Annotated in this window: 15 protein-coding genes; 7 read left to right on the forward strand and 8 right to left on the reverse strand. The window is 37.7% G+C overall.

Annotated elements, in window-relative coordinates:
* Positions 1-335: 335 nt before the first annotated feature.
* Positions 336-4,049, reverse strand: coding sequence for a metallophosphoesterase (locus tag AC3RVF_RS03280; protein ID WP_489692755.1), 3,714 nt, complete (start codon positions 4,047-4,049; stop codon positions 336-338).
* 6 nt (positions 4,050-4,055) lie between these two features.
* Positions 4,056-7,733 carry a phosphoesterase gene (locus AC3RVF_RS03285; RefSeq protein WP_489692756.1) on the reverse strand — a complete coding sequence of 1,226 codons (3,678 nt, stop codon included), beginning with the start codon at positions 7,731-7,733 and terminating at the stop codon, positions 4,056-4,058.
* A 52-nt stretch (positions 7,734-7,785) separates the two neighbouring features.
* Between AC3RVF_RS03285 and AC3RVF_RS03290 the strand changes: the two genes are divergently transcribed.
* On the forward strand, positions 7,786-8,970 hold the full coding sequence (locus tag AC3RVF_RS03290; RefSeq protein ID WP_489691136.1) for a Pycsar system effector family protein: 1,185 nt from the start codon (positions 7,786-7,788) through the stop codon (positions 8,968-8,970).
* Positions 8,971-10,716: 1,746 nt separating this feature from the next.
* Here AC3RVF_RS03290 and AC3RVF_RS03295 read toward each other — a convergent pair.
* Positions 10,717-13,056, reverse strand: a complete 2,340-nt coding sequence (locus AC3RVF_RS03295) for a GAF domain-containing protein (protein ID WP_489691135.1) — start codon at positions 13,054-13,056, stop codon at positions 10,717-10,719.
* A 163-nt stretch (positions 13,057-13,219) separates the two neighbouring features.
* Here AC3RVF_RS03295 and AC3RVF_RS03300 point away from each other — a divergent pair, with 163 nt between their 5' ends.
* Positions 13,220-14,332: a redoxin domain-containing protein gene (locus AC3RVF_RS03300; RefSeq protein ID WP_489691134.1), complete on the forward strand. Its 1,113-nt coding sequence runs from the start codon at positions 13,220-13,222 to the stop codon at positions 14,330-14,332.
* A gap of 164 nt (positions 14,333-14,496) precedes the next feature.
* Here the strand turns inward: AC3RVF_RS03300 and AC3RVF_RS03305 are convergent, their stop codons facing one another.
* The 3 genes from AC3RVF_RS03305 to AC3RVF_RS03315 form a co-directional block, all read right to left on the reverse strand.
* The gene (locus AC3RVF_RS03305) at positions 14,497-15,183 is read right to left on the reverse strand and encodes an SIMPL domain-containing protein (protein WP_489691133.1); all 687 of its coding nucleotides are present in this window, start codon (positions 15,181-15,183) and stop codon (positions 14,497-14,499) included.
* 230 nt (positions 15,184-15,413) lie between these two features.
* On the reverse strand, positions 15,414-16,064 hold the full coding sequence (locus tag AC3RVF_RS03310) for a rhomboid family intramembrane serine protease (protein ID WP_489691132.1): 651 nt from the start codon (positions 16,062-16,064) through the stop codon (positions 15,414-15,416).
* Positions 16,065-16,189: 125 nt separating this feature from the next.
* Positions 16,190-16,546 carry a four helix bundle protein gene (locus AC3RVF_RS03315; protein ID WP_489692757.1) on the reverse strand — a complete coding sequence of 119 codons (357 nt, stop codon included), beginning with the start codon at positions 16,544-16,546 and terminating at the stop codon, positions 16,190-16,192.
* A gap of 175 nt (positions 16,547-16,721) precedes the next feature.
* Here AC3RVF_RS03315 and AC3RVF_RS03320 point away from each other — a divergent pair, with 175 nt between their 5' ends.
* The 3 genes from AC3RVF_RS03320 to AC3RVF_RS03330 all read left to right on the forward strand — a co-directional run bounded on the left by AC3RVF_RS03320 (position 16,722) and on the right by AC3RVF_RS03330 (position 19,109).
* Positions 16,722-17,600, forward strand: a complete 879-nt coding sequence (locus AC3RVF_RS03320) for a lysophospholipid acyltransferase family protein (protein ID WP_489692758.1) — start codon at positions 16,722-16,724, stop codon at positions 17,598-17,600.
* A 401-nt stretch (positions 17,601-18,001) separates the two neighbouring features.
* Positions 18,002-18,562, forward strand: a complete 561-nt coding sequence (locus tag AC3RVF_RS03325) for a YIP1 family protein (protein ID WP_489692759.1) — start codon at positions 18,002-18,004, stop codon at positions 18,560-18,562.
* A gap of 79 nt (positions 18,563-18,641) precedes the next feature.
* The gene (locus AC3RVF_RS03330; RefSeq protein WP_489692760.1) at positions 18,642-19,109 is read left to right on the forward strand and encodes a GNAT family N-acetyltransferase; all 468 of its coding nucleotides are present in this window, start codon (positions 18,642-18,644) and stop codon (positions 19,107-19,109) included.
* A gap of 126 nt (positions 19,110-19,235) precedes the next feature.
* On the opposite strand, the gene glmM is transcribed toward AC3RVF_RS03330, so the two are convergent.
* Positions 19,236-20,624, reverse strand: a complete 1,389-nt coding sequence (glmM, locus tag AC3RVF_RS03335; RefSeq protein WP_489692761.1) for a phosphoglucosamine mutase — start codon at positions 20,622-20,624, stop codon at positions 19,236-19,238.
* A 119-nt stretch (positions 20,625-20,743) separates the two neighbouring features.
* Entirely contained in the window at positions 20,744-21,814 is a 1,071-nt protein-coding gene (locus AC3RVF_RS03340) for an acyltransferase family protein (RefSeq protein ID WP_489691127.1), read from the reverse strand.
* A 39-nt stretch (positions 21,815-21,853) separates the two neighbouring features.
* On the opposite strand from AC3RVF_RS03340, the gene AC3RVF_RS03345 reads away from it, so the two are divergent.
* Together AC3RVF_RS03345 and ggt are read left to right on the forward strand one after the other, a co-directional pair.
* A complete protein-coding gene (locus AC3RVF_RS03345; protein ID WP_489691126.1) occupies positions 21,854-22,438 on the forward strand; it encodes an acyl carrier protein phosphodiesterase in 585 nt (194 codons plus the stop codon).
* The gene (gene ggt / locus AC3RVF_RS03350; RefSeq protein ID WP_489692762.1) at positions 22,435-24,147 is read left to right on the forward strand and encodes a gamma-glutamyltransferase; all 1,713 of its coding nucleotides are present in this window, start codon (positions 22,435-22,437) and stop codon (positions 24,145-24,147) included. The genes AC3RVF_RS03345 and ggt overlap by 4 nt, the downstream gene beginning before the upstream one ends.
* Positions 24,148-24,186: the final 39 nt, after the last annotated feature.

Consider the following 24,186-nt stretch of genomic DNA (forward strand, 5'->3'; position numbering starts at 1 on the left):
CGGTAGTGAGTCTGGAGATGTGAGATTTGAGACGTAAGACGTAAGACGTAGGACGGTAAGACTTAGGACGTAGGACAATTGGGAACCACGAAATCGAAATCGAAGACGTTCTGCTACTCCCCTCCCGAAGTAAATTCGGGACAGGCTCTTTGAAGGGGGGTTGGGGGGATGTTTTTGCTAGTCGGTAGTGAGTCTGGAGATGTGAGATTTGAGACGTAAGACGTAAGACGTAGGACGGTAAGACTTAGGACGTAGGACAATTGGGAACCACGAAATCGAAATCGAAGACGTTCTGCTACTCCCCCCTTTGAAGGGGGGTTGGGGGGGATGTTCTGCTAGAAATCAAATCCCAACCCAAACGTCAGCCGCGATCCTTCTTTCGAATTAAAGAGACTTAAATTTGCATTTAGGCCACCGGAGCCGTTGATCCAGAATCCTCCACCGCGGGAGTTGTGCCATTTTAGAGAAGTATCTTCTCTTAGCCATACCCTTCCTAAATCTGCGCCACCATAAATACCTAGTTGAAAAGGAATGAGTCCGATTTTAAATTTTGGGAGGCTATAGCGAATATCGGCGCTACCCACTAAGAACGATTTTCCTGTAAAACGTTGTTCTCTATAGCCACGTAAACCATTATCGCCCCCTAAATTAGCGGCTTGATAAAATTGATATCTATCACCAATATTGAATTGATATTTTAGGTTGGTTTTAAGTACTAAAGTTCTAGCTTTTATTAAAGTGTTGTAAAATCCGAGGCGCGTTTTTATAAAACCGAATAGGTCGTCCATATCTTCCAAATTATCGGTAACCCCAACATTTAAGTCGAATACCATCCCCAGTGTTGGGTTTAGTGGATTATCGAAACTGCGGTAGTTATAGATACCTTCTAGAGTTGCGAAGTAGCTAGTTTCTCCTTTATTTTGAAGATCGACGGTAGAAATATAATTGGTTGGGGAATTGTTTACTTCAAAAGCATCGAAAGTAGCTTGCAATTTGTAAAAACTACCAAAAATACTGTTGCGAAGCAGGCCTAAATTTCCGGTAATATGCTGTACTTCTATCCTATTGAATTCATAACCGTTTTCAGCTTGTAGATTAGCAGTCTCATTTCCGAAGCCGAAAAAATTCATTGTATAATTCGGACTTGTAAAACTCCCACCAAAACTTAGGTTTAGATCGTCTTTTATATTGGCGTATTCTCCTGAATAAGAAATTTCATAACTGTTGATATCTGTAAAGTACGCAGCATTTAGAATGTGTTGCTGCGAAAATGGATTGCGTTGAAAATTATCTACTCTATAAACGTATTGCAGCGCAGCCCGAAAACCATCATCTGGATTAAAACCAATTGCGGAAATAAGACCTTGGGAGCGTTCGATTTGTTTTCTGTAATCGTAAGTATTTAAATTGTATACATCTGTAAGGCGTAGACTGCCGCCATTTTTTGTTTCTACAATACTGGGTGCACTTTGATAATCGTAAACCTTTACCCTCCTACCCTCGTTAATAGCGAAAGTATCTTCATCATGACCCCCGACGATACGCAAGTAAATTAGATTGTCCTCATCGCCCGATACCGTAAAGTTATCTTTACCGCCTAGGCCATAAACCCAAAGTTCTTTGGTGTCTTTTCGTGAATATGTTCGATCTATTAAGGTATCAGATTTTACACCGTTTATGGTAGTAAAACTTCGGACGTTTGTTTTACCGCCTGGCAGTCTGGTTATTTCGAATAAATCGTCATAATCAGTACCCACGATAGTTTGTAAAGTGGAAAGATAGGTGAAGTATTGATCTGCAATATTGACCAAGTTTTCTTTCCTTTTCTTTAGTTTCTCCTTAATATCTTTTAATGATTCGTTTTGAACTTCTGTTGGGATTCTGCTGAAGGCTTTTTCAATAACCGCATCTGTAATACTGTCTTGAATTTGCTTTGCCAAATATTTCCATTGTCCGCGGCCAGAATTTTCTAACAACGCCCTATCCAGAATAACCCCTTCTTTATTAAACCATTCTAAATTGGTTAGATTTTCACCGTAAACGTGTGTTTCTAAGCTACCGCTAAAAAGGGAGCGGGTGATTTCAAAAATATTTCCTTCGAAACTAGAAAAGGCATTATCTCGATTATTAGGAATTGGAACGTACACATTTTTTTTATAGGTGTTGTAATATTCTGCCCATCGCCAGTGTTCCGGTTCGCGATCCCAATCGCCAATAAGCATATCAAAAAGGCGGGATTTTATATAATTTTCTTCATCTACAAAAACATCACCCGTTTTACGAAGTTTGATTAATATATCGTCTGTTGTTTCTACGTCGTCGGGGTATTTAAACAAGCCTTCACCCTCACTTCTTTCTGAAGGGTCTATGGAAATTAAATACAGATCGTTACCGAAATTTTCGTTGTAATCTCCTAGTCGCTTTTGTTTTGGGACGTAATACAATTCGGGGGTGGTATAAAAAACATCAATAGCCTGTGCCATATCTGGAATAGACATAATTGCATAGGGATGGGATGCGGTGTAGAAATTTGCATTCTGACCTTTTACTGTGGGGACATTTATTTTTTCTTCTTCAGAATCTTCGGTAGTATTCTTTTCGAAAACCAGTTTCCTAGAAATTTTTAGCGCCTTTTTACCCATGGTACGCATTCGGTAACGGTTACCGCTATTATCTACTAATAAAAGGGAGTTGTAATCTGCTGTTTTATTTTCTTGAAGTACCCGCAAACCTCCGTACAAGGTGTCTAAGGATGCCACTTGTGCCGTAACGGGTTGCGAATATGCGTCCTTATATTTTGCGCCCCAAACTGTTTTAAAAAATAGAGCTTCGTTGATGCTGTCTTGTTTGAAGATGGGAACGGTATATTGCTGTGGAAATATTTCGGGATATTTTGAAATATCCTTCTTTTTAGGAGCTGGAATTACTTCTTTTTGAAAAAGTAATTTCGGTTTATTGTTTTCACCATCTACGAAGTAGCGCACCCAGGAGGAACCATCTTCAAAAACATCTAAAACAGCGAATCCTTGTGCTCCCGTACTAAAAAATCCATCTTGACCCGTGGCGGCATAAGACTCTTTTGAACCCGCGCCCGAAACTATCTGCCGCAGCCCGTCTTTTTCGATATATTGTAAATTATGGTCGTGACCGGATACAAACACCAATTGCTTGTTATCTTTTACAAGCTCTTTTAGGCGGTCCATTAAATTATTATAAAGCTCATTATACCTATCCTGAACCGAAACACCTCCTTGCGAACGCACTTGCACTATAAGTGACGATAATATGGGCATTGGTATTTTTTTCTGAAATGGATAGAGGTGCTTTTCCAGCGCAAAATAGCCACCGTGGTTTCCATTAGTAAACATGGGGTGGTGCATAGCAAAAACTACTGTTTTGTTTTGGTTCTTTTCTAGTTCGAGTTGAAGTTCTAAGAAGAATTTTTCGCGGGTTTTTATATCGCAGTTTTTGTTGATGGTTGGATTTTTATTCCAGTCTTCTAGGAACCACTGTGTATCTATTGCAATTAATTGAATATGCTCGGAAACAGCTATGCTTTCTAGCGGACAGCCATTGCTGGGTCTAAATGCATCTTGCTCGGGAAATAATGATTCTACATAATTCTCTTCTCGCGCTAAGCCCACTACCCCATTGTTATACCATTCATGATTACCTGGAATAAAAATGGTTTTTCCGTTATAGTCATTGACTGCTTTATATTGGGCATCGATGGCGTTTTCAGATTCTTTTCGGCGTGGATGCCCATCTGGATCCATTCCTGCGGGGTAGATGTTATCGCCAAGATAAATGGTGTAGTTACCTTGGGTTTTTTCAGTTTTAAGATATTCTTTGAAAGTGGCAAGGGCATCGCTCATCCCTCCCATTGGAGACAGGCCTGCGTCGCCAACTAGGTAAAAAGTTTTTTCTATTTTTTTATCTGAAGGGTACAGCGCTTCCGTAGCTACCTTTTTAAACTGTGGCGCATAGGTAGCACAGGATGAAATGAGGAAAACAGCGAAAAATATGAAATAGAACTTCTTTAAAACCATAGGTAGTTACATTGAAAACGCTAAACCAAAAGTGAAGCGCATCCCTTCGTCGCCTGTAAAAACATTAAACGTACCGCTTAATAAATCGGCAGTGTTTACCCAAAAACCACCACCGTAGGAGCTGTGTAATACATCTGAAGTATCATTAGGAACCCATACTCTTCCCACATCGTAACCACCAAATACACCAATCTGTATTGGCAACAAAACAGTTTTAAATTTGTTGAAGCTATATCTAATATCTGCGCCAGCAACTGCGGCACTTTTTCCAGTAAAGCGTTCATCGCGATAGGCACGAAGTCCTGTATCTCCACCTAATTGTGCACCTTGATAGAACTCGAAGTTATTACCAACATTAAATTGCCCACGGAAGTCGGTTTTTAAAACTAACTTTCTATTATGGCTTAAAGCACTGTAGAATACAAGTCTAGGTTTTACATAACCAAACACATTATCGCTCTCGTCTATATTTTGTGTTCCACCCGCCACAAGGCTAAAATCCATTCCTCGGGTTGGGTTTACTTTATTGTCGTAGCTTTCATATTGGTAAGTACCTTCAGCAGTAACAAAATATTTAGTTTCGTCTAGTTCTGTTGGGCTTGGAATTACTTGGGAAATATATCTATCTGAAGTACCTTCTACTTCTATGCCTTGAAAAATGGCTTTAAGCTGAAACATACTGCCGTAAGGGGAATCCTTTTTTATACCGATTGAACCACCGTAACCACCAATGCGTACACGGTTGTATTCTAAACCAAGATCTGATTCATAATCTGGGTTTATAGTTTCGTTGCCGAAGCCAAAGTAGTTTTCAGAGAAATTAGGGTTTTTAAAATGACCACCCAATAGGAAATTCCAACTGCCGAAGATGTTTGCAAATTCACCTTGGTAATTCAGTTCAAAACTATTGGTTGAAGAATAATACCCTAAACCGATGCTGTGTTGTTGTGAAAATGGATTTCTTTTAAAACCATACTGCGTTAGAACATAAGATGGCCCTATTTTAAAACCGTCGTCTGGATTGAACCCTATAGTTGGGAGAAAAAGATTTACAGTTTTGATTTCTTTTTTGTAATCGTAGGTATTGAAGTCATAATTATCGGTAAACCGAATGCTCGCGCCGCCTTTTTCTTCAACTGTATTCTTTTTGCTTTTTTGATCGTAAACCTTCACTTTTAGACCGTTAGCTATTTTATAGGTATCGTTATTTTGCCCTCCGATTAGGCGAATAAAAATAGGTTTGTTTCCTTTGCCTTTTACTTCGAACACATCGTCATCGTCTAGGCCATACACCCAAATTTGTTTAGTTTCTTTTGCATCATAAGTGCGATCCATCATTAAATAACCCTTTTCTCCATTTTTTATGCGGTAGGTTTTAATATTGGTTTTCCCTTCTGGTAAGCGGGTAATTTCGAAGTAATCGTCTTTATCTGTTCCGGTGACGGTCTGCAGTTTGGCGAGATGCTCGTAATATTCTTCGGCAATTTTTACAATATTATCGCGTCTTCCTTTTAGTTTCTTCATTATTTGAGAAGCAGTCTCATCTTGAACTTCAATTGGAAGATCTTTGAAAGCACTTTCTATTACTTCATCGGTTATATTTTTTTGAATAAATTGCGCTTCCTCAAGCCAAGTTTCTTCACCAACACGTTGTATTAAAGCGTGATCTAGTTTTATACCAGCTAAGTTAAGCCCCTTGGTATGTTTTACTTCTTCGTCATAAACTTGAAATTGATGGGCTGTGTTAAATAAAGTTCGTGCAATATCTAAAAGTGCTCCGTCAAAGTTGGAATAAACTTGGTCGCGGTCTCTTGGGATAGGATCGTAGGTTCTTGAACCGTCGTCGTTTTTATGTTCTGTAAAACGCCATTGGTCTGCATGACGGTCCCAGTCGCCCACCAACATATCGAAAACTCTTGCGCGTACAAAAGCTTTCTCATTGAGTGTGTATTTTTCGTCTTCTCTAAGTTTTTCAAGCAGGCCGTCTGAGCTTTCCATATCGTCTGGAAAATCAAAAACTTCTCCTGTGAAGGTTTCATCGGGGCGTTCTACGATCATATAAAGTTCATCACCATATTCTTCATTAAAACTACCTAGTGCCATTTGTTTTGGCACATAATACAGCTTAGGATTTGTGTGAAGAATACCTGCCGCCTCTGCTAATTTAGGTATCGTAAAGGCGCCATAAGGGTGTGCAGCGGTATAGAAATCTAGGATTAATTCTTCTGGGATGGTATTTAAAAAATCGTTTTCTATTTCCTTGTCCTTAATAATTACGGTTTGAAGAAATTGCACGGCACTCTTTTTTAATGCACGCATATTATAAGTTCGTCCATCTTTATCTTCTAACCTAAGTGAGCGTGTTTGATGCCCACCACCGGCGCGCATTACTTTCAAACCGCCGTATAGCGTGTCTAAAAGCACTGTTTTAGCGGTAACTTCGGTACCGTAAATATCTCTATAATGATCTCCCCAAAGGGATTTATAAAAGCCAGATTTGTTGATTAGTTCTTCAGTATAAACTTGTGATTTATAGGTTTCTGGAAAATTTTGGGTAAGCGTTGCATAGTCGTAACCACCTAAAGCGGGATATATTTCTTTTTGAAACATCATTTTATAGGTGCCATCATCTTCAGCTTTAAAAAACTGAACTTGGGAAGCGCCTGCTTTTGTTACATCTAATTTTGCAAAGCCTTGATGGCCATAAGCAAATTGCCCGAATTGCCCAAGGGAAGCAGCCGTAGCGCCAGAGCCAGAACCTGCCACAATTTGTTTTACGGAGCCGTCTTCAATATACTGCATAGATTCATCTTGACCAGAAACGAAAACCAAGCGATCAATATCTTTGGTAAGCACTTTTAGCCTGCCCATTAAATCTTTAATGGCTTCATTATAGCGGTCTTGTTTAGAGATTGCGCCTAATGTTTTTACTGGCTTAATAAAGGTGCTGAAAAAATCTTTGTGTATTAGTGGGTATTTACCGCCGTGTTCGCCGTAGGTAAGTAGTGGATGGTACATTGCAAAAACAATGGTTTTGGTGGCGTTTTTCTTTAGTTCGCCTTCAATTTCTAAAAAGAGTTTTGCGCGGGTTTTAATTTCGCATTTATCGTTCATTTTTGGGTTATCATCCCAATCTTCCAAAAACCACTGTGTATCCAAGGCAATTAAATGCACATCGTTATTTATATCAATACTCTCCAGTGGGCAGCCATTATTGGGTTGCAATACATCGGCATCTTTAAACTTCGATTTAAGAAAATCTTCTTCAAGCTCTAAGCCGTCAACGCCACCTTTCCAATCTCGATTTCCCGGAAGTACCACTACTTTGCCCTTGAAATCTTTAAGGGCATCAATTTGCTGTTGCATTGTTTTTTCGGCCTGTTTGGCTGCCTTTTCATCTTTGGATGGCATACCGGAAGGGTAGAAACTATTTCCTAAAAATAGCACGTAGCTATCTTTTGAATTGTTGTCTGATATATATTTCTGAAGAGATTTTACGGATTTTGAAAGTTCGTCGCCTTTATTTCCAGCATTTCCTATGAGGTAGAAGGTTTTATCTACATTTGCTGTAGCAATACTTTTGGGGGAAGTATTGTCAGCATTTCTATATAGTGGTTGGTAGGTTGCACAAGCCGAGAGGAGTAGGCCAGCGATAAAAGTTATAATGATGTTAATTTTATTCATATCTATTTATGTGGATTGAATTTTTATTACTTTGGATACCTAAATAACTAATATGAGCAATATAGTTGAAGCTACTGATAATTTTATCTTTCAATTGTTTAAAGATAAGCTTCCGAATACTTTCGTTTATCACAATTATACTCATTCAAAACGTGTTTATAAAAGTATAAACGAAATTATTGAAAATTCACAATTTGATGTTAAAGATGCTACCATACTGCGATTGGCGGCTTTGCTCCATGATACAGGCTATATAGTTAAGCGTGAAAACCACGAGGAGGAGGGTGTGCAAATAGCAACTGATTTTTTAAAAGAACAGGGTGTAGAAGCCGATATAATTGAGGGCGTAACCAAGTGTATACGAGCCACAAAATTTAAGAATACTGTACCAGATACTGCGCTAGAAAAAGCAATTCGCGATGCAGATAGTTCACATTTTGGGAAAGACTATTTTACCGAAGCTAGTGAGTTTTTGAGACAAGAATTTCTATTTCAGAAAGTACATAATTACACTTCCAAAGAATGGCAGGATGAAAATATAAAGGTTCTTGTTGAAGACCACCAATTTTATACAGATTATGCTTTAAAAAAGTGGCAACCAGTAAAGGAAGAAAATCTCGCTAAACTTTTAAAATCGCGTAAGAAAAGAAAAGAAAAAGTGCAGAGTGAGCGCGTAAAAGCAAAGTTAAAAGCGCAGTATAAAAATGACAGCCCAGATCGTGGTATTCAAACTTTTTATAGAACAGCCTTGCGGAACCACATGAAACTTAGTGATATTGCCGATACAAAGGCAAACATTATGCTCTCTGTAAATGCAATTATTATTTCGTTAGTACTTTCCAACCTAATCTCTAAGCTAGATAATAACAACTATTTAATAATTCCGACAGCAATTTTTATTCTTTTTAGTGCAATCACAATGATTTTGGCAGTTATTGCTACCCGTCCAAATGTTACCAGAGGTGAATTTACCAGAGAAGATGTAGCTAATCAAGCTGTAAATTTAACGTTCTTCGGAAATTTCCATAAAATGGAACTTAATGAGTATGAGTGGGCAATTGAAGAGCTTTTAAAAGATAGAGATTACGTTTATAAGTCGCTTACAAAGGATTTGTATTTTCTTGGACAAGTACTAGATAGAAAATATAGAATCTTGCGATTAACCTATACCATATTTGTGGCGGGCACTATTATTTCGTTAATTTCTTTCGCAGTTTTCTTTTATCTGGAGATGTGATTTTAGTCTTGAGATGTGAGATATTAGAGGTAGGACGTAGGACGTAGGACGTAAGACGTAAGACGTAAGACGTAAGAAAATTATAAAAATTGAGTTGATCAGAAGTGAAATTCTGACGGCTCAATTTTTTTTTGGGATTCGGGATTGATAAAATGGAATCACGAGCCACGACGATTGGAGATTTTAGATTGAAGGGAACCACGATCCTCCTACGCTGAAATAGCTTTGGAGGACGAAGGGAACCACGAACCACGACTGAAGGGAATCACGACTTGATGGTAACTTCAATTTGAAGTTCGGAACGTATTTTAGCTAGCGAAGCGGAGCTAAAATTTGTATCGAGAAAACCATTTGGGAAAACGAAGACGTACTGCTACCCCCCCCTTTGAAGGGGGGTCGGGGGGGGATGTTGTTGGTGGGAAACGAAATTGAAATCGAAAACCATATGTACATAATTAAATACGTCGCTACTCCCCTTTGGGGTTGGGATTTATTCTATATACTGCTATACGAGGGGGTTCGACTGCGCTCACCCTGACATTGGAAATGTGCTCAGGTCGGGCTGCTCACCCTGACAGTAGTACTGCGCTTAGCCTGACATTTATCTTAATACAACATTCGGGTAAAGAAGGGGGTTCGACTGCCCTTCGTCTACGCTCAGGACGGGCTGCTCACCCTGACATTGGAACTGTGCTCAGGACAGGCTGCTCACCCTGAGATATTGCTGGGATTCGGGATTGATAAAATGGAATCACGAGCCACGACGATTGGAGATTTTAGATTGAAGGGAACCACGATCCTCCTACGCTGAAATAGCTTTGGAGGACGAAGGGAACCACGACTGAAGGGAATCACGACTTGATGGTAACTTCAATTTGAAGTTCGGAACGTATTTTAGCTAGCGAAGCGGAGCTAAAATTTGTATCGAGAGAACCATTTGGGAAAACGAAAAGCTAATATCGAAGACGAATTGCTACTCCCCCCTTTGAAGGGGGGGTCGGGGGGGATGTTTTTGGTTGGGAAAGCGAAATTGAAATCGAAACTGAAAACGAGTTCGAAATCGAAAACCATATGTACATAATTAAATACGGCACTACTCCCCTTTGGGGTTGGGATTTATTCTATATACTGCTATACGAGGGGGTTCGACTGCGCTCACCCTGACATTGGAAATGTGCTCAGGACGGGCTGCTCACCCTGACATTGGAACTGTGCTTCGACTGCCCTTCGTCTACGCTCAGGACGGGCTGCTCACCCTGACATTGGAAATGTGCTCAGGACAGGCTGCTCACCCTGAGATATTGCTGGGATTCGGGATTGATAAAATGGAATCACGAGCCACGACGATTGGAGATTTTAGATTGAAGGGAACCACGATCCTCCTACGCTGAAATAGCTTTGGAGGACGAAGGGAACCACGACTGAAGGGAATCACGACTTGATGGTAACTTCAATTTGAAGTTCGGAACGTATTTTAGCTAGCGAAGCGGAGCTAAAATTTGTATCGAGAGAACCATTTGGGAAAACGAAAAGCTAATATCGAAGACGAATTGCTACTCCCCCCTTTGAAGGGGGGGTCGGGGGGGATGTTTTTGGTTGGGAAAACGAAATTGAAAACGAAATTAAAATCGAAATCGAAAACGATATGTACATAATTAAATACGTCGCTACTCCCCTTTGGGGTTGGGGACTTTAAAGCTGAGGGTAGTTGTATTTAATATTGAAAACTAGTAACGAGCGTTTTATTTAATCTTCCAGTTCCGAAATTAAATCGTCGTAGGTGTAATATTCCTTTACGGTGTCGTTGCTTTTACTATAAAGTATTTTTACACGTAAAGCCTTAAGGCCTGTTACACCTTGCAGATCTTCAAGATCTAAAAGTTCTACATCTTCCCCAAGCATATTTTGGTCCTGTAAAAAGTGAATGTATTTTAGGTATTCTTCTTCGTCTTCTTTTTGGGAATAAACGATTACAATTTTGCCTGGTTCCGTTATTCTTTCTTCGGTGCCTTTTATGTGTGCTTTGTCCACACGTTTTTTCACCACTTCATAACGTGCATTGTAAGTGCCATCTACATCAAAACGTTTTTCGTCCATACGAAAACGAAGCGATAGCGAACCATTAAACGCTAAAATCATTGAGGCAACGTCCAGTTTTATAGGCAAAGAATCTTTGAAACGGTAAAAAGTGTTTTCCATTTCGCACATTACTTGTAGCTGCCACAACTTAAGGTTTTTTAGATATATTAGGTTGAAAGTTCTCTCCTTAGTAATTGCTTCGCCAATGTACATATTGTGTTCTACCCCATCCGTTTTAAAACGTTCAAAATAATGCGGATACATTTTCTGAGCATCTTGTTGTTTTCTGTCTAAAACGGCTGCAAGCCTTTTATTGATATGCATTACAGACTCGTCGTAATCTCTGCGGAATTTATAAACGAAACCGGTGGTAGTGTCAATTAGTTTATAATATTCGTCTACCCATTCTCTATGTGTATCGTTATGTTGCCTAATATATTTAAACAGCGGAATGATTTCCGAAGAAATAAAATTCATAATCTTCCGCTCTGTATCAACTTGAAGGTTTTCCTTAATTTCTTTTGAAAAACTAACGATGCTAAATTTCATTTGCTCAAAAATGGGCAAAGAGCTTTGTTTGGCTAGCTTCTTTAAAAGCTCGTCTATATACGTTAGTTGAAGTAATAAATCTTCTTTGGTGGCTTCATTTCGCGCATCTGAAGAGCCTTTAATATCTGTTTGTCCGTATAAAGGATAAATATCTTGAAAAACAATTTCTTTAAAAATATTCGGATTTCCTTCATTTACAGCATTTAAATAACGCTTTGCTTCTTGACGGAATTTCCAGTGTACACTCGTATGAATAGAGGTACATTCATCTTGGATAATAAGCTCCAGTTCGTTCTCTAGGTTTTGCTTAGAACGCACTACGGAGTCTATTAAAAAAGGCATAATGTCGCGCAACTTATTGGCGTTAATTGTATTTAAATCGTTTGCATTGGGTGAAACCAGTTCTAAGACTCCCAAGATTTTATCGTTGAAAACAATAGACGCAAAAATGGAGCTCCTCATTCCCTGCTCCATCATTTTTTTATAAAGTATATTTTCTGGATATAATTTATGGTAACGCTCGGCATCGGTAACACAGTAGAACTCTTTTTGCTTAAAAAGTTTATAATAGGAAGCACTGCAAAGTGCATCTTTACTCAACTGAGATTTTTTGTCGTTGAGGATGAAACTCTTAATTTCTTTGAAGAGGTTACGTTCAAAAGATTCGGCTTCTTCGTTATAATTTGTAAAACCAACCATCAAATCTTTTAGGTCGAATATAGAACGAAAAATACGACTGAACTCTGTATTTTCAAATCCGCCATTTTTTTCTAGGCGAAGAAGATTCGTTTTAAAATCTGAAATAGAAACATTTAGGGTTACATCTGTAAGTGTTGCAATTACAAACCCATTAAACGTCCAGCTTTCAAGCGGAAACTTTTCTTTCCAAATAGCAATATCTTCGAAGCTTTCTAAAAGTTCGTTAATGTCTTCTTCAGTAATATCTTTAGCTTTTGAAGTTTTTTGGATATCTACAAAATCTGCATTATAAAGGAGTCTATAATTTTTCATCATTCCCCGTTCATCTGGAATGTTGTAATAATAAGACCTTCTAAAATCTACTTTTTTACCATAATATGCATTCAGAATAATGCTGCAACCCATTATATAAAACTGATCGTCATCAAAATTTGAGATGTCGAGAGAAAATTCATCACCGGCAGCTTTTATAATATTCTGATAGCGACGGGTGCTTTTAAAAGCCACCTCTTGAAATGGAATGGTTGCAAATTTTATTTCATTATCTGTTAAAATAGAAGGAAACAAAGGACCTAAAAGTATGCTTATTTGTTCTTTATATTTTGAAAGCTTCGCAAACTCAGAAATTCCTGAGGACAAAGCGGGATATTTTTTTTCGATCGAAAGTATTTCTTCAGCATAAATTCTATCGGTTGTATTTTCGGGCGAAATATCGCGATAGGCATCAAAAACGTTTTTGAAGCCTATTTTTATTTTCATCGGAAAAGGTCTCTTTTCCGCTATCGTTGGATCTTTTAACATAATGGTATAAAAGTAATGGTTAATAGGTCGGCAATATGTTAATAAATAACAAAAATACTGCTCCTTTCGCACATTGAGAGAATAAACTGCTACTTTTGCCCAAATTTTAAAATACTTTTTTATGAGACTAATTTTGGCTTCACTTTTAACTCTATCATTAATATCCTGTAACAATGACTCTGACAGCTATACGCTGGAAGGAGATGCTGTAGGATTTGCTGATGGAACGGAAATATATGTTTACACTTTAGAGAGCCGACAACCAAAGGTACTTGATACTATTACCGTTACTGCGGGTAAATTTTCTAAAACTTATCCGAAAAGCGACATTTCGACTTTGAACTTTTTGAGAATTAATGAAATTCAGGGTTCTGTATTGTTTTTTCCAGAAAATGAGGATATGAAAGCTACCATTTATAAGGATAGCATTCAGGCGTCGCGCATAATTGGAGGTAAGCAAAACGAGGCTTATAGTGCGTTTGTTGATAAGATGACTACTTTCAACAACAGAAAACAAGAAAGCATGGAGAATTTTCGCGAAGCGAGACTTGCTAACGATACTGCTACAATTGCAGCTATTCAGAGCCAAAACTTAAATATTGTTGGTGAAGAAACTGAATATAAAAAGAAATTTTTAAAAGAGAATAACAACACGCTCTTTGCAGCAATGCTTATTTCTGAAATGGTTAGCAGAAAAGAGCTTACTCCAGCTGAAGCCTCAGCATTTATTGAGAAGATGGATGAAAAGTTAACTTCGAATGTTATAGTTCAGGAATTAAACACCAATCTTGAAAGTTTGAAGAAAGCCGATGTTGGCAGCGCAGCACCTAATTTTAGTGCTCCAACACCAACGGGCGAAATGTTGTCTTTAAAAGATGCATTGGGAAAATACACAATTATCGACTTTTGGGCCTCTTGGTGTAAACCTTGTAGAATTGAAAACCCGAATGTTGTGAAAGTTTACAATAAATATCACGATAAAGGTTTGAATATTATTAGTGTTTCTCTTGACAAAGCAGAACAAAAAGACAAGTGGATACAAGCTATCAGTGATGATAAAATGGATTGGTTCCACGTTTCTAACTTACAGTTTTGGCAAGATCCAATTGCACAACAGTACAACGTACGTGCAATTCCTGCTACCTATTTGCTTGATGAAAATGGTATAATAATAGACAAAGACCTTCGCGGTGCAGCTTTGGAAGCAAAGATTGCTACTTTGTTGGGAGAGTAAGTTTAGACGAAATACGAAAGGGGAAATACGAACGACGTTAGACGTGAGACGAAAGACGAAAGACGAAAGACGAAATTAAAAAAAAGCCTCGGATTCAATATGGATCTGAGGCTTTTTTATGTAATATTTTCTTTTATTTCGTCTAAACTTTTAAACTCATTTACTTAGTTCAGAAGAAAGCTAACGTTTACAGAAGTTCTAATTTCCATTTCGCCTAGAGAGATGGTTTGTTCGCCACCGCCGGAGGAAGAATCCATCATTGCCATTTTATACATTGGGCTTGGTCCAGAGGACTGGTTAAACTCGCTTATAGAAACAGCTTTCCCAACACTTTGGTTTAGCACAGAGGCGTATTCCTTGGCTTTCATTTGTGCATTTTCTACTGCTTTTTTACGAGCTTCGCTTTTTAAAGTTTCTTCTTTTGAAGAGGAAAAGTTTACGCCGTCTATTCGGTTAATTCCTGTATCTATTAGCCCCTTCATGACAGCTTCATACTTTTTTAAATCGCGTAACTTCACTGAAAGTGATTGATTGGCAGCAAAGGTGTAGGTCTTACTATTGTAATCATAATTTTTGCTCAAGTTCATAAATTCGGTTCTCACATCTTTATCGGCAATATCCATTTTCTTTAAAAACTTTAGAACTTCGCTGATAGTCGCGTCATTTTGTTCTTTTAGCATTTTGGTGTTTTCACCAGTGTTTTCAACGCGAATGTTGATAGTAACTTCATCTGGCACAACTCGAACAATCCCTTCGCCCGTAACATCGATTGTTGGTGGTGGTAAAGTGTTTTGAGCCATAACAGCTGTGGTGGTAATTGCTAGGATTAAAAGGGTTTTTAGTGTTTTCATGTTTTTTTTTCTGTTAACTGTTATCTGTTGTGGGTTTTCGGTTGTCGGTTGTCAGTTGTGGGTTGTCAGTTCTCGGTTGTGGGTTGTGGGTTGTGGGTTGTGGGTTGTGGGTTGTGGGTTGTCAGTTCTCGGTTGTGGGTTCTCGGTTGTGGGTTGTGGGTTGTCAGTTCTCGGTTGTGGGTTTTCGGTTTTCGGTTGTGGGTTTTCAAGTCTAATAGTTCCTGTTTCGTTTACAGCTTACCTAATTTATGTAGAACGAATAAAAGAATTAACGGAATAGCCAGTAAAACAACAATCCACAGACTGGTTTCGAATAGGTAGGGTGCAAAAAGTAGTGTTAGCACATAACCGCCAACAGCACCGCCAACGTGGGCATCGTGACCAACATTCCCCAATCTTTTTTTCATTCCGTAGATGGAATACAACAAATATGCCATTCCGAAAAGCCAAGCAGGAATGGCTATTGGAATAAAGAACATATATAGCCCCATATTAGGGAAAAACAATATGGCAGAATATAATACCCCCATCACCGCACCACTTGCCCCTATTGCGCTGTAGTGATATTCATCTTTATGAAAATAGAACGAAAGTAGGTTTCCGACAATTAAACTGGCTACATAAATTATTACAAAATATGTAACTCCCACGCTCATAATTACAACAGGCGCAAAAAAGTAAAGTGTTAGCATATTGAATAGCAAATGCGAAAAGTCGGCGTGTAAAAAAGCGGAGCTAAACATTCGTATCTGCTCCCCTCGCCGAATACCAGCAATGTTGAATTTATATTTTTCGAAGAATGAAAAATCATTAAAGCCTTTAATTGAAATAATTACGTTGGCTGCAATGATGATTATGGTGGCTATGTCTATGTTTAGCATTTGAAAGTAGAGGTTAAAAGTTTGAAATACGAAATGGGAAAAACGAAATTTGAAATACGAAATACGAAATACGAAAATTGAAATGCAAAAATAGAAAATTAGAAACTATAAAATAAGGACATGGCTTATTGGTTTTGGTTCTTTCTAGCTGTTTTTATGGAAGCTACGGTGATTGCTACAAGTTCGTTGGCTTCTTTGTTTAATCTTTTTAAAGAATCTTGATTTTCATTTAAAATGTGTGTAAACATTTCTAGCCAGTACGCACTTTCATCGGCTTCTTCTTCAAGTATCTTCAATTTATTTATAAAATCGCGAGGTGATTTTCCTCTTAAGGCTGGACGATAATTGGCGCCCACAGAGCTGGAGCTTTTAATTAATTGATGAACATACGCATTGTACTCTCTTGAATTAGGGATTTTGGCGCACAGGTGCCAACAATCCAATGCAAATTTTTGGGTTCTTTGTTTTAGTTCGACACTCATAATCTAAATCTTAAGGTTACTACTTTTAAAATTATTATATTAATTTCAAAATAGTGTCTCATTCCTTTTAATTTTAAACTTCGCAGATACTATTTAAAACTTCCCATTTCGTATTTCGTATTTCAAATTTCAAATTTCAAAGAATAATTTAAGTAGTTTTGCACGAACATTTCCTATGCAAAGATTGCTTTATATACTAGCATATCCAATTCTTTGGCTGCTTTCCATCTTACCGATGCGCATTTTATATATCAAGTCGACTGCCTTGTTTTTATTAGTGTATTACGTGGTGGGTTATCGCAAAAAAGTTGTGAAAGACAACTTAGCATTAGTTTTTCCTGAAAAAACACAAAAAGAGCGAAACCGAATAGCGCGTGAATTCTTTAAACATCTCTGCGATATTATTTTTGAAACGGTGAAAGCGTTTACTATTTCGGAAAAGGAAATAAGAAAACGGTTTGTAGTTACCAATGCCGAAATACTGGATCCGTATTACAAAAACGATCGGAGTATTTTACTAATGGCTGGTCATTACGGCAACTGGGAATGGAGTGGTATTTTAAATAAGCTAATGCAGCATCAAGCGCACGCCGTGTACAAACCTTTGGGCAGCAAACAATTTGATACGATGGTGAAAAAGACGCGGGAGCACTTTGGCGCTATTATAGTAAGCAATAAAAAAATTGTGCCCGTCCTTTTTAGAAAGTGGAAAAAAGGAACCAAAACATTAACCTATATACTTTCCGATCAAACGCCAAAAATTGGTGCTTTTAAACATCGGGATACCTTTATGGGCATTGACGTACCGATGTTTACCGGCACTGAGGAATTAGCTAAAAAACTAGACTTCGCTGTAATATATCTTAAAGTTGAAAAAGTGAAGCGTGGCTACTACACCGCCACTTTTGTTCCTCTAGTGGACGAACCAAAACAACTCCCCGATTTTCAAATTACACGTATGTTTTTTGATGCCTTGGAAGAACAGATTCACGAGAAACCTGAGTATTATTTATGGTCGCATAAACGGTGGAAGCTTAGAAATCAAGCCTCCTAGAAATGTGAATGAGAGGTGAGAGGTGAGAGGTGAGAGGTGAGATTTTAGAGAACGAAATGGGAAATCGGAAATTAGAAATTAGAAAGTTGAAAAACGAAGCCGAATCAGTTCCCCCATCGGAATTTAGGGGACCTACCCTATTATTTCTTTAATCTCCTCAATAATTCTATCTGTCAAAGTATCTGCCTCTTCTTGGGTTTTTGCTTTGGGAAAATAAATTATACTTACCGTAGAAACACGATTAAAAGCTTGGGATAAGCTGTATAGGCTTTCGTTTAATTGTGGTTAATTTTGGGATATAAGAAGTTGTAGCCAATTAAATAATAGAAATTTACATTAGATTGAAACACACTAATACATAATGGCTTGATCAGTCCTTGTATACAAGTTGACAAAACAATATGAAATCATTATTACTCACTTTATTTTACACTAAGAAAGGTTTAAATCTTTTAGATGATGAATTTGAAGATGACTTGTTTAGAAAAAGTGTTTTTATCTTTTGTATTTATGGCGTAGTTAATTTCATACTAGATTTTAATGAGCAAGACAACAATGTTGGATTTTATCTAAACTTATTTTACCTTGTTATGACGGTGTTGTTATCTATTTTGATGGGAATGTTATTTTCTTACATTCTATATAAAATAGGAAAATGGATGGAAGGAAAAAGTAATTATATAGAGATATTTTCGCTTTATGCATATTCGATTCTTCCAACAGTTATTGGAGTTGTTATTGTTGGCGTTTTAAATATTACTGACTTTTTTGTTCACGATTATAACAATGCATATTCAAGGAACTTCATTCTTATTCTCGGTTGGTTTTTTTCATTAAAAATTCTTCTTCAAGGATTGCTAAAGTTTAACGACTATGGTATTAAAAAAGCTATATTAAACATATCTCCTTTTGTTATATTTAAAATAGGGGTTTTAGTATATTGCTTTTATTTAATTGGATAGAGCATATAAACTATTTTAGCTCAGTAATAATTAAATAAGTTAAACCCAGCAAAAAACCCATAAAAACTGTTATTATATTATGGACAAGAAAGTAGCTATAATAGATTTTACCAACGAGCTTAAAGACCCCATTAAGAAACTTAATTACGAATGGCTTGAAAAGTATTTTCGGTTGGAGCCGGGCGATACTAAATCGCTATCAAACCCAAAAGAGCAAATAATTGATAAAGGCGGTTTTATATTTTATGCCACACTTAATGATGAAATTGTGGGTACAGCTTCTTTATTAAAGAAAAATGATACTCTTTTTGAAATAGGAAAAATGGGGGTTACTGAAAGTGCGCAGGGCCACAAAATTGGAACAATCTTACTTGAACATTGCTTAAACGTAGCAAAAGAAAAAAAGATTAAAACCTTAATTTTATATACTAACAGCAAATTGCAGGCAGCAATTCACCTTTACAAAAAATACGGTTTTAAGGAAGTAGCCGTTGAAAAAGGTCTTTATGAAAGAGCTGATATTAAAATGGAGAAACACCTTTTTTAACCCCTTATTAAAAATTAAAAAACAAGGGTACTCAGGCTACTTCTAAATGCAATTGCGTGTTTGCAACGCTTAATCCTCCTAGGAAAAAATGCAATCACAAACACGCAACTAGATATTTAGAGAAATTTAGATTCCCGCTATTTCCTTTATTTCCCCAATAATTTTATCTGCTAAAGTATCTGCCTCTTCTTGGCTTTTTGCTTCAGTATAAATACGGATAATCGGTTCTGTGTTTGATTTTCTGAGGTGAACCCAGTTTTCTGCGAAGTCTATTTTTACGCCGTCAATGGTGTTTATATCTTCAGATGCATACTTTGCCTCCATTGCTTTTAAAATTGCATCAACGTCTAATTTTGGCGTAAGTTCAATTTTCTTTTTGCTCATAAAATAAGCGGTGTATTTTTTTCGAAGTTCGCTAACAGCGATTTTTTCTTCGGCCAAAAAACTTAAAAACAAAGCTATTCCCACTAGACTATCGCGTCCGTAATGCAACTCTGGGTATATAATACCGCCGTTTCCTTCACCACCAATTACAGCCTTCGTTTCTTTCATCTTTTCAACTACATTCACTTCGCCAACGGCACTAGCAGTGTAAGTTCCGCCATGTTTTTCGGTTAGGTCGCGCAAAGCTCGTGAAGACGACATATTGCTTACTGTGTTCCCCGGATTGTTTTGCAACACATAATCAGCCACAGCTACTAGCGTATATTCTTCGCCAAACATTTCGCCATTTTCATCTACAAAAGCGAGGCGATCTACATCTGGATCGACCACAATTCCGAAGTCGGCATTTTCTTCAACCACCATTTGCATCAAATCGCCTAAGTGTTCTTTTAAAGGCTCTGGATTGTGTGGAAATTCACCGTTTGGGGTGCAATGCAATTTTATAGTTTCAACGCCCAAAGCTTCTAAAAGCAAAGGCACTGCGATTCCGCCTGTAGAATTTACGGCGTCTACTACCACTTTGAAGTCGCAGCTTTTAATGGCTTCGGCATTTACCAATGGCAACTCTAAAATTTCATCAATATGTAAATCGATATATGCATCGTTTTTGTGAATTTCGCCTAAACTGTCCACATCTGCAAACAAAATATTTCCGGCTTCGGCAATATCGAGAATTTGTTGTCCGGCGGCAGAATTTAAAAATTCACCTTTATTATTTAGCAATTTTAGGGCGTTCCACTGTTTTGGATTGTGGCTGGCAGTAAGTATAATTCCACCGTCGGCGTGCTCCATGGTTACAGCCATTTCGACCGTTGGAGTGGTTGAAAGGTTTAAATCAATTACGGTAATCCCCATCCCAACTAAAGTATTCATTACAAGTTGCTGAATCATTTCGCCCGAAATTCTAGCATCGCGACCAACAACAACTTTGTAGTTTTCTTTTTCGCGTTGCAATTTCACCCAGCTGCCATAAGCGGCGGCGTATTTTACTGCATCAATTGGAGTTAAGTTTTCGCTTTGTGCCCCGCCAATAGTTCCGCGGATGCCCGATATAGATTTAATAAGTGTCATTTTTTGCTGTTAATGGTTAATTGTATTGGGTATTTTATATTTCTAATTTCGTATTTCACATTTCGTATTTCACATTTCGTATTTCACATTTCGTATTTCGTATTTCGTATTTCAAAATGTCATTTTCTGAATTTATTTTTCAATTTTAAAAAGTACAGTTCAAAGTATGTATACGAAATATGCGCTATTAATAGCGTGCCTGCGAAGGTAAGCAGGTACATTAAAATTATAATCAAATTTCCGTTTAGATTTTGGAGCATTTCTATTTTGAGAAACAAAAATACCACGGCGTTTAAAACAATGGCGTGGTACATATAAATACCATAAGAAATACTTCCGAAGTGATTCAACATTTTGTTATTCACCGCTACTCCCCTATTATTAAAGGCTAGCGAATGAATGAAGAAACCAAAAAGCAAACAAGTAAATAAAGATGTAAGCCAAAGTGTTTCAAAATGGAATATATCTGTCACAAATAATAGTAAAGTTGCGACGCAAATTAGCAATGGAAAGATTGCTGAACGTTTTAAAAATTCGAGCTTTTTCTTCTCTTCGAGAATTGCAATCACCCCACCTGCAAAGAGGTAATAAAACACAAATGTAAATTTGCGAAGCGCTATAAAAACATCGGACCAATAAAGGATGAAATAACCTAATAGCAAAACGCTTAAAACACGCAGAATCCATTTCGTATTCATAAAAAATAGCAAAGGTGCAATTAAGAGATAGAACTGCTCTTCGATGCCGATAGACCACAGTATTTCTAAGATTCCGCCGGGTTCGTAAACTACTGCGAAGACGTTCGGAAGAAAGAAAACATTGTAAAGAAAGGCTTCTTTCCAAGTGTAATTAATTTCAAAAGGTATGTTTAAATAGGGTAAAAGAACATTGTAAAATAGCAAGCCGAAGCCCAAAACCAGATAGTAAAGCGGAAAGATTCGCAGTATGCGCCTGATATAAAAATCTTTTATGGAAAAAGCGCAGCGGATTTTGGCGCGATAGATTAACCGAATTATCAAGAAACCGCTCAATGTAAAAAACATGTACACCGCCTCCAACCCACGGTGAAAAACGGGAAGCCCATCAAAATAAGGCAAACCCTGATTCGCAGAAAGTTGGGGTAAGTGAAAAAGCAACACTAAGGAAGCTAGAAAAAACCGTAAAGGATCTAAATTGGGTAACCTGTTCAAATTTCAGTTTTACAGTTCAAAAATACATATATTTATTGAATGAATTTTTTAGCCCACATCTATCTCTCTGGCGGGGATGAAAGCATTATAATTGGTAACTTTATAGCAGACGGCATTAAAGGCAAACGCTATGAAAAATACCCGCCGCAAATAGCAAAAGGTATATTGCTGCACCGCGCTATCGATACATTTACCGATGCCCACCCCACTGTTCATCAAAGCACCGCGCGGCTTCACAAAAATTATAGTCATTATAGCGGCGTTATAGTGGATATATTATACGATCATTTTTTAGCGAAAAACTGGAGCAAATATTCAGATCAACCATTAGATGAATATGTACAAGATTTTTATGAATTGCTTCGGAAAAACTTCACCATTCTACCCGCGCGTATTCAACGTATGATGCCTTATATGATAGCTGATAATTGGCTGCTAAGTTACGCCACCGTTGAAGGTATAGGCAAGATTTTAGCACAGATGAATGTACGCACCAAAGGAATTTCAAAAATGAATTTAGCCGTGGCAGAGCTCGAAGAATTTTATGACGAATTTGAAGCTGAATTCACTTCCTTTTTTGAAGAATTAATTGCCCATTCCAACCAAAAACTTATAGAATTATGAAACTATATATTTCTTTCTTGCTTGTACTGATGTTGGTTTCTTGCAAAGAAAAGCCACAAGCAGAAACTCAAGTAGTAGCTCCAAAAGTTGAAGTAAAAGCCGTAATTGCCGATAGTGCGATGGTTGTTTCCGCACGTGCCGAAGCCTCAAAAATTGGTTTAGAAATTTTAAAAAGTGGCGGTAATGCTTTTGATGCAATGATAGCTACACAAATGGCTTTGGCCCTTACACACCCCAACGCGGGTAATCTTGGCGGTGGCGGATTTATGGTTTATAGAACTGAATTTGGCGAAATCGGCACTTTAGATTTTCGTGAAAAAGCTCCGCTGGCGGCAACAAGAGATATGTATTTAGACAAAGACGGGAATTACTTGCCAGAAAAAAGTACCGACGGCGCCTTGGCAGTTGGCGTTCCTGGCAGCATTGCAGGTATTTTCGCGGTTCACGAAAAATTTGGCTCGCTTCCTATGGAAATACTTCTTAAACCAGTAATTGAACTTGCTAACAAAGGATACGTAATTACGGCAAAACAAAAGGCGCGTTTTGATGAATACAAAGAGCAATTTGAAAAAATAAATGGCGAATCTTCCATTTTTACTGAGGTTTACAATGCGGGGGATACTTTAAAAAACACATCGCTGGCAAATACATTAACCAGAATTGCGAAAAATGGTAGAGCCGAATTTTATGCTGGGGAAACTGGGAAAAAGATGGTTGATTTTCTGAAGAAAAAAGGCGGGATAATCACTCAAAAAGATTTAGATGCATACGAAGCTGTTTGGCGCGAGCCCCTAGTTTTTAAATATAAAGATGTGAAGCTTATATCTATGGCGCCACCGTCTAGTGGCGGAATTTGTCTTTCGCAGATTTTACAAATGATTGAACCGTTTCCAATTGCTGAATACGGGCATAATTCATTAAAATATATGCAAGTCTTGGTGGAGGCCGAAAAGCGAGCTTATGCCGATAGAAGCGAATATTTAGGCGATCCTGATTTTGTGGATATTCCGGGAGATTCGTTGCTGTCTAAAACATATCTTACAGAAAGGATGAAGAATTTTTCATTTGAAAAAGCAACTCCTTCTGAAGAAATTAAACCTGGAAAAATAACTAGCAATGAAAGTATGGAAACCACGCATTATTCCATAGTAGATAAATCTGGGAATGCAGTTTCTGTTACCACAACTCTTAATGGTTCTTATGGTTCCAAACTTTATATATCGGAGCTTGGTTTCTTTTTAAACAATGAAATGGACGACTTTAGCGCCAAGCCCGGATCGCCAAATATGTTTGGCTTAATTGGTGGTGAAGCCAACGCCATTGAGCCACAGAAAAGAATGCTAAGTTCTATGACGCCCACCATTGTTGAAAAAGACGGCAAATTATTAATGATTTTAGGTACTCCCGGCGGTTCCACGATTATAACATCTGTATTGCAAACATTTTTGAATGTTTATGAATTTGATATGAATATGCAGGAAGCTGTAAATGCGCCGCGTTTTCACCATCAATGGATGCCAGATGTAATTTTAGTTGAAGAAAATGGTTTTTCTCCAGAAATTATAACGGAACTAAAAACGAAAGGATATTCTTCCAACTCCGAAATACTGCCCCAAATTGGCGCCGTAGACGCTATTTTGATCTTACCAAATGGCAAACTTGAAGGCGGTGCGGACAGCCGAGGTGACGATACCGCCATAGGGTATTAAATATGAATTTCTTCATGTTTTACAAAAAAAAAGTGCATT

It is taken from the genome of Aequorivita sp. IT1183 (assembly GCF_058068265.1).

Bases quoted from the DNA above. Each gene is read 5' to 3' on its own strand.
- AC3RVF_RS03280 (WP_489692755.1), bottom strand. From the start codon at position 4,049: ATGGTTTTAAAGAAGTTCTATTTCATATTTTTCGCTGTTTTCCTCATT.
- AC3RVF_RS03285 (WP_489692756.1), bottom strand. From the start codon at position 7,733: ATGAATAAAATTAACATCATTATAACTTTTATCGCTGGCCTACTCCTC.
- AC3RVF_RS03290 (WP_489691136.1), top strand. From the start codon at position 7,786: ATGAGCAATATAGTTGAAGCTACTGATAATTTTATCTTTCAATTGTTT.
- AC3RVF_RS03295 (WP_489691135.1), bottom strand. From the start codon at position 13,056: ATGAAAATAAAAATAGGCTTCAAAAACGTTTTTGATGCCTATCGCGAT.
- AC3RVF_RS03300 (WP_489691134.1), top strand. From the start codon at position 13,220: ATGAGACTAATTTTGGCTTCACTTTTAACTCTATCATTAATATCCTGT.
- AC3RVF_RS03305 (WP_489691133.1), bottom strand. From the start codon at position 15,183: ATGAAAACACTAAAAACCCTTTTAATCCTAGCAATTACCACCACAGCT.
- AC3RVF_RS03310 (WP_489691132.1), bottom strand. From the start codon at position 16,064: ATGCTAAACATAGACATAGCCACCATAATCATCATTGCAGCCAACGTA.
- AC3RVF_RS03315 (WP_489692757.1), bottom strand. From the start codon at position 16,546: ATGAGTGTCGAACTAAAACAAAGAACCCAAAAATTTGCATTGGATTGT.
- AC3RVF_RS03320 (WP_489692758.1), top strand. From the start codon at position 16,722: ATGCAAAGATTGCTTTATATACTAGCATATCCAATTCTTTGGCTGCTT.
- AC3RVF_RS03325 (WP_489692759.1), top strand. From the start codon at position 18,002: ATGAAATCATTATTACTCACTTTATTTTACACTAAGAAAGGTTTAAAT.
- AC3RVF_RS03330 (WP_489692760.1), top strand. From the start codon at position 18,642: ATGGACAAGAAAGTAGCTATAATAGATTTTACCAACGAGCTTAAAGAC.
- glmM (WP_489692761.1), bottom strand. From the start codon at position 20,624: ATGACACTTATTAAATCTATATCGGGCATCCGCGGAACTATTGGCGGG.
- AC3RVF_RS03345 (WP_489691126.1), top strand. From the start codon at position 21,854: ATGAATTTTTTAGCCCACATCTATCTCTCTGGCGGGGATGAAAGCATT.
- ggt (WP_489692762.1), top strand. From the start codon at position 22,435: ATGAAACTATATATTTCTTTCTTGCTTGTACTGATGTTGGTTTCTTGC.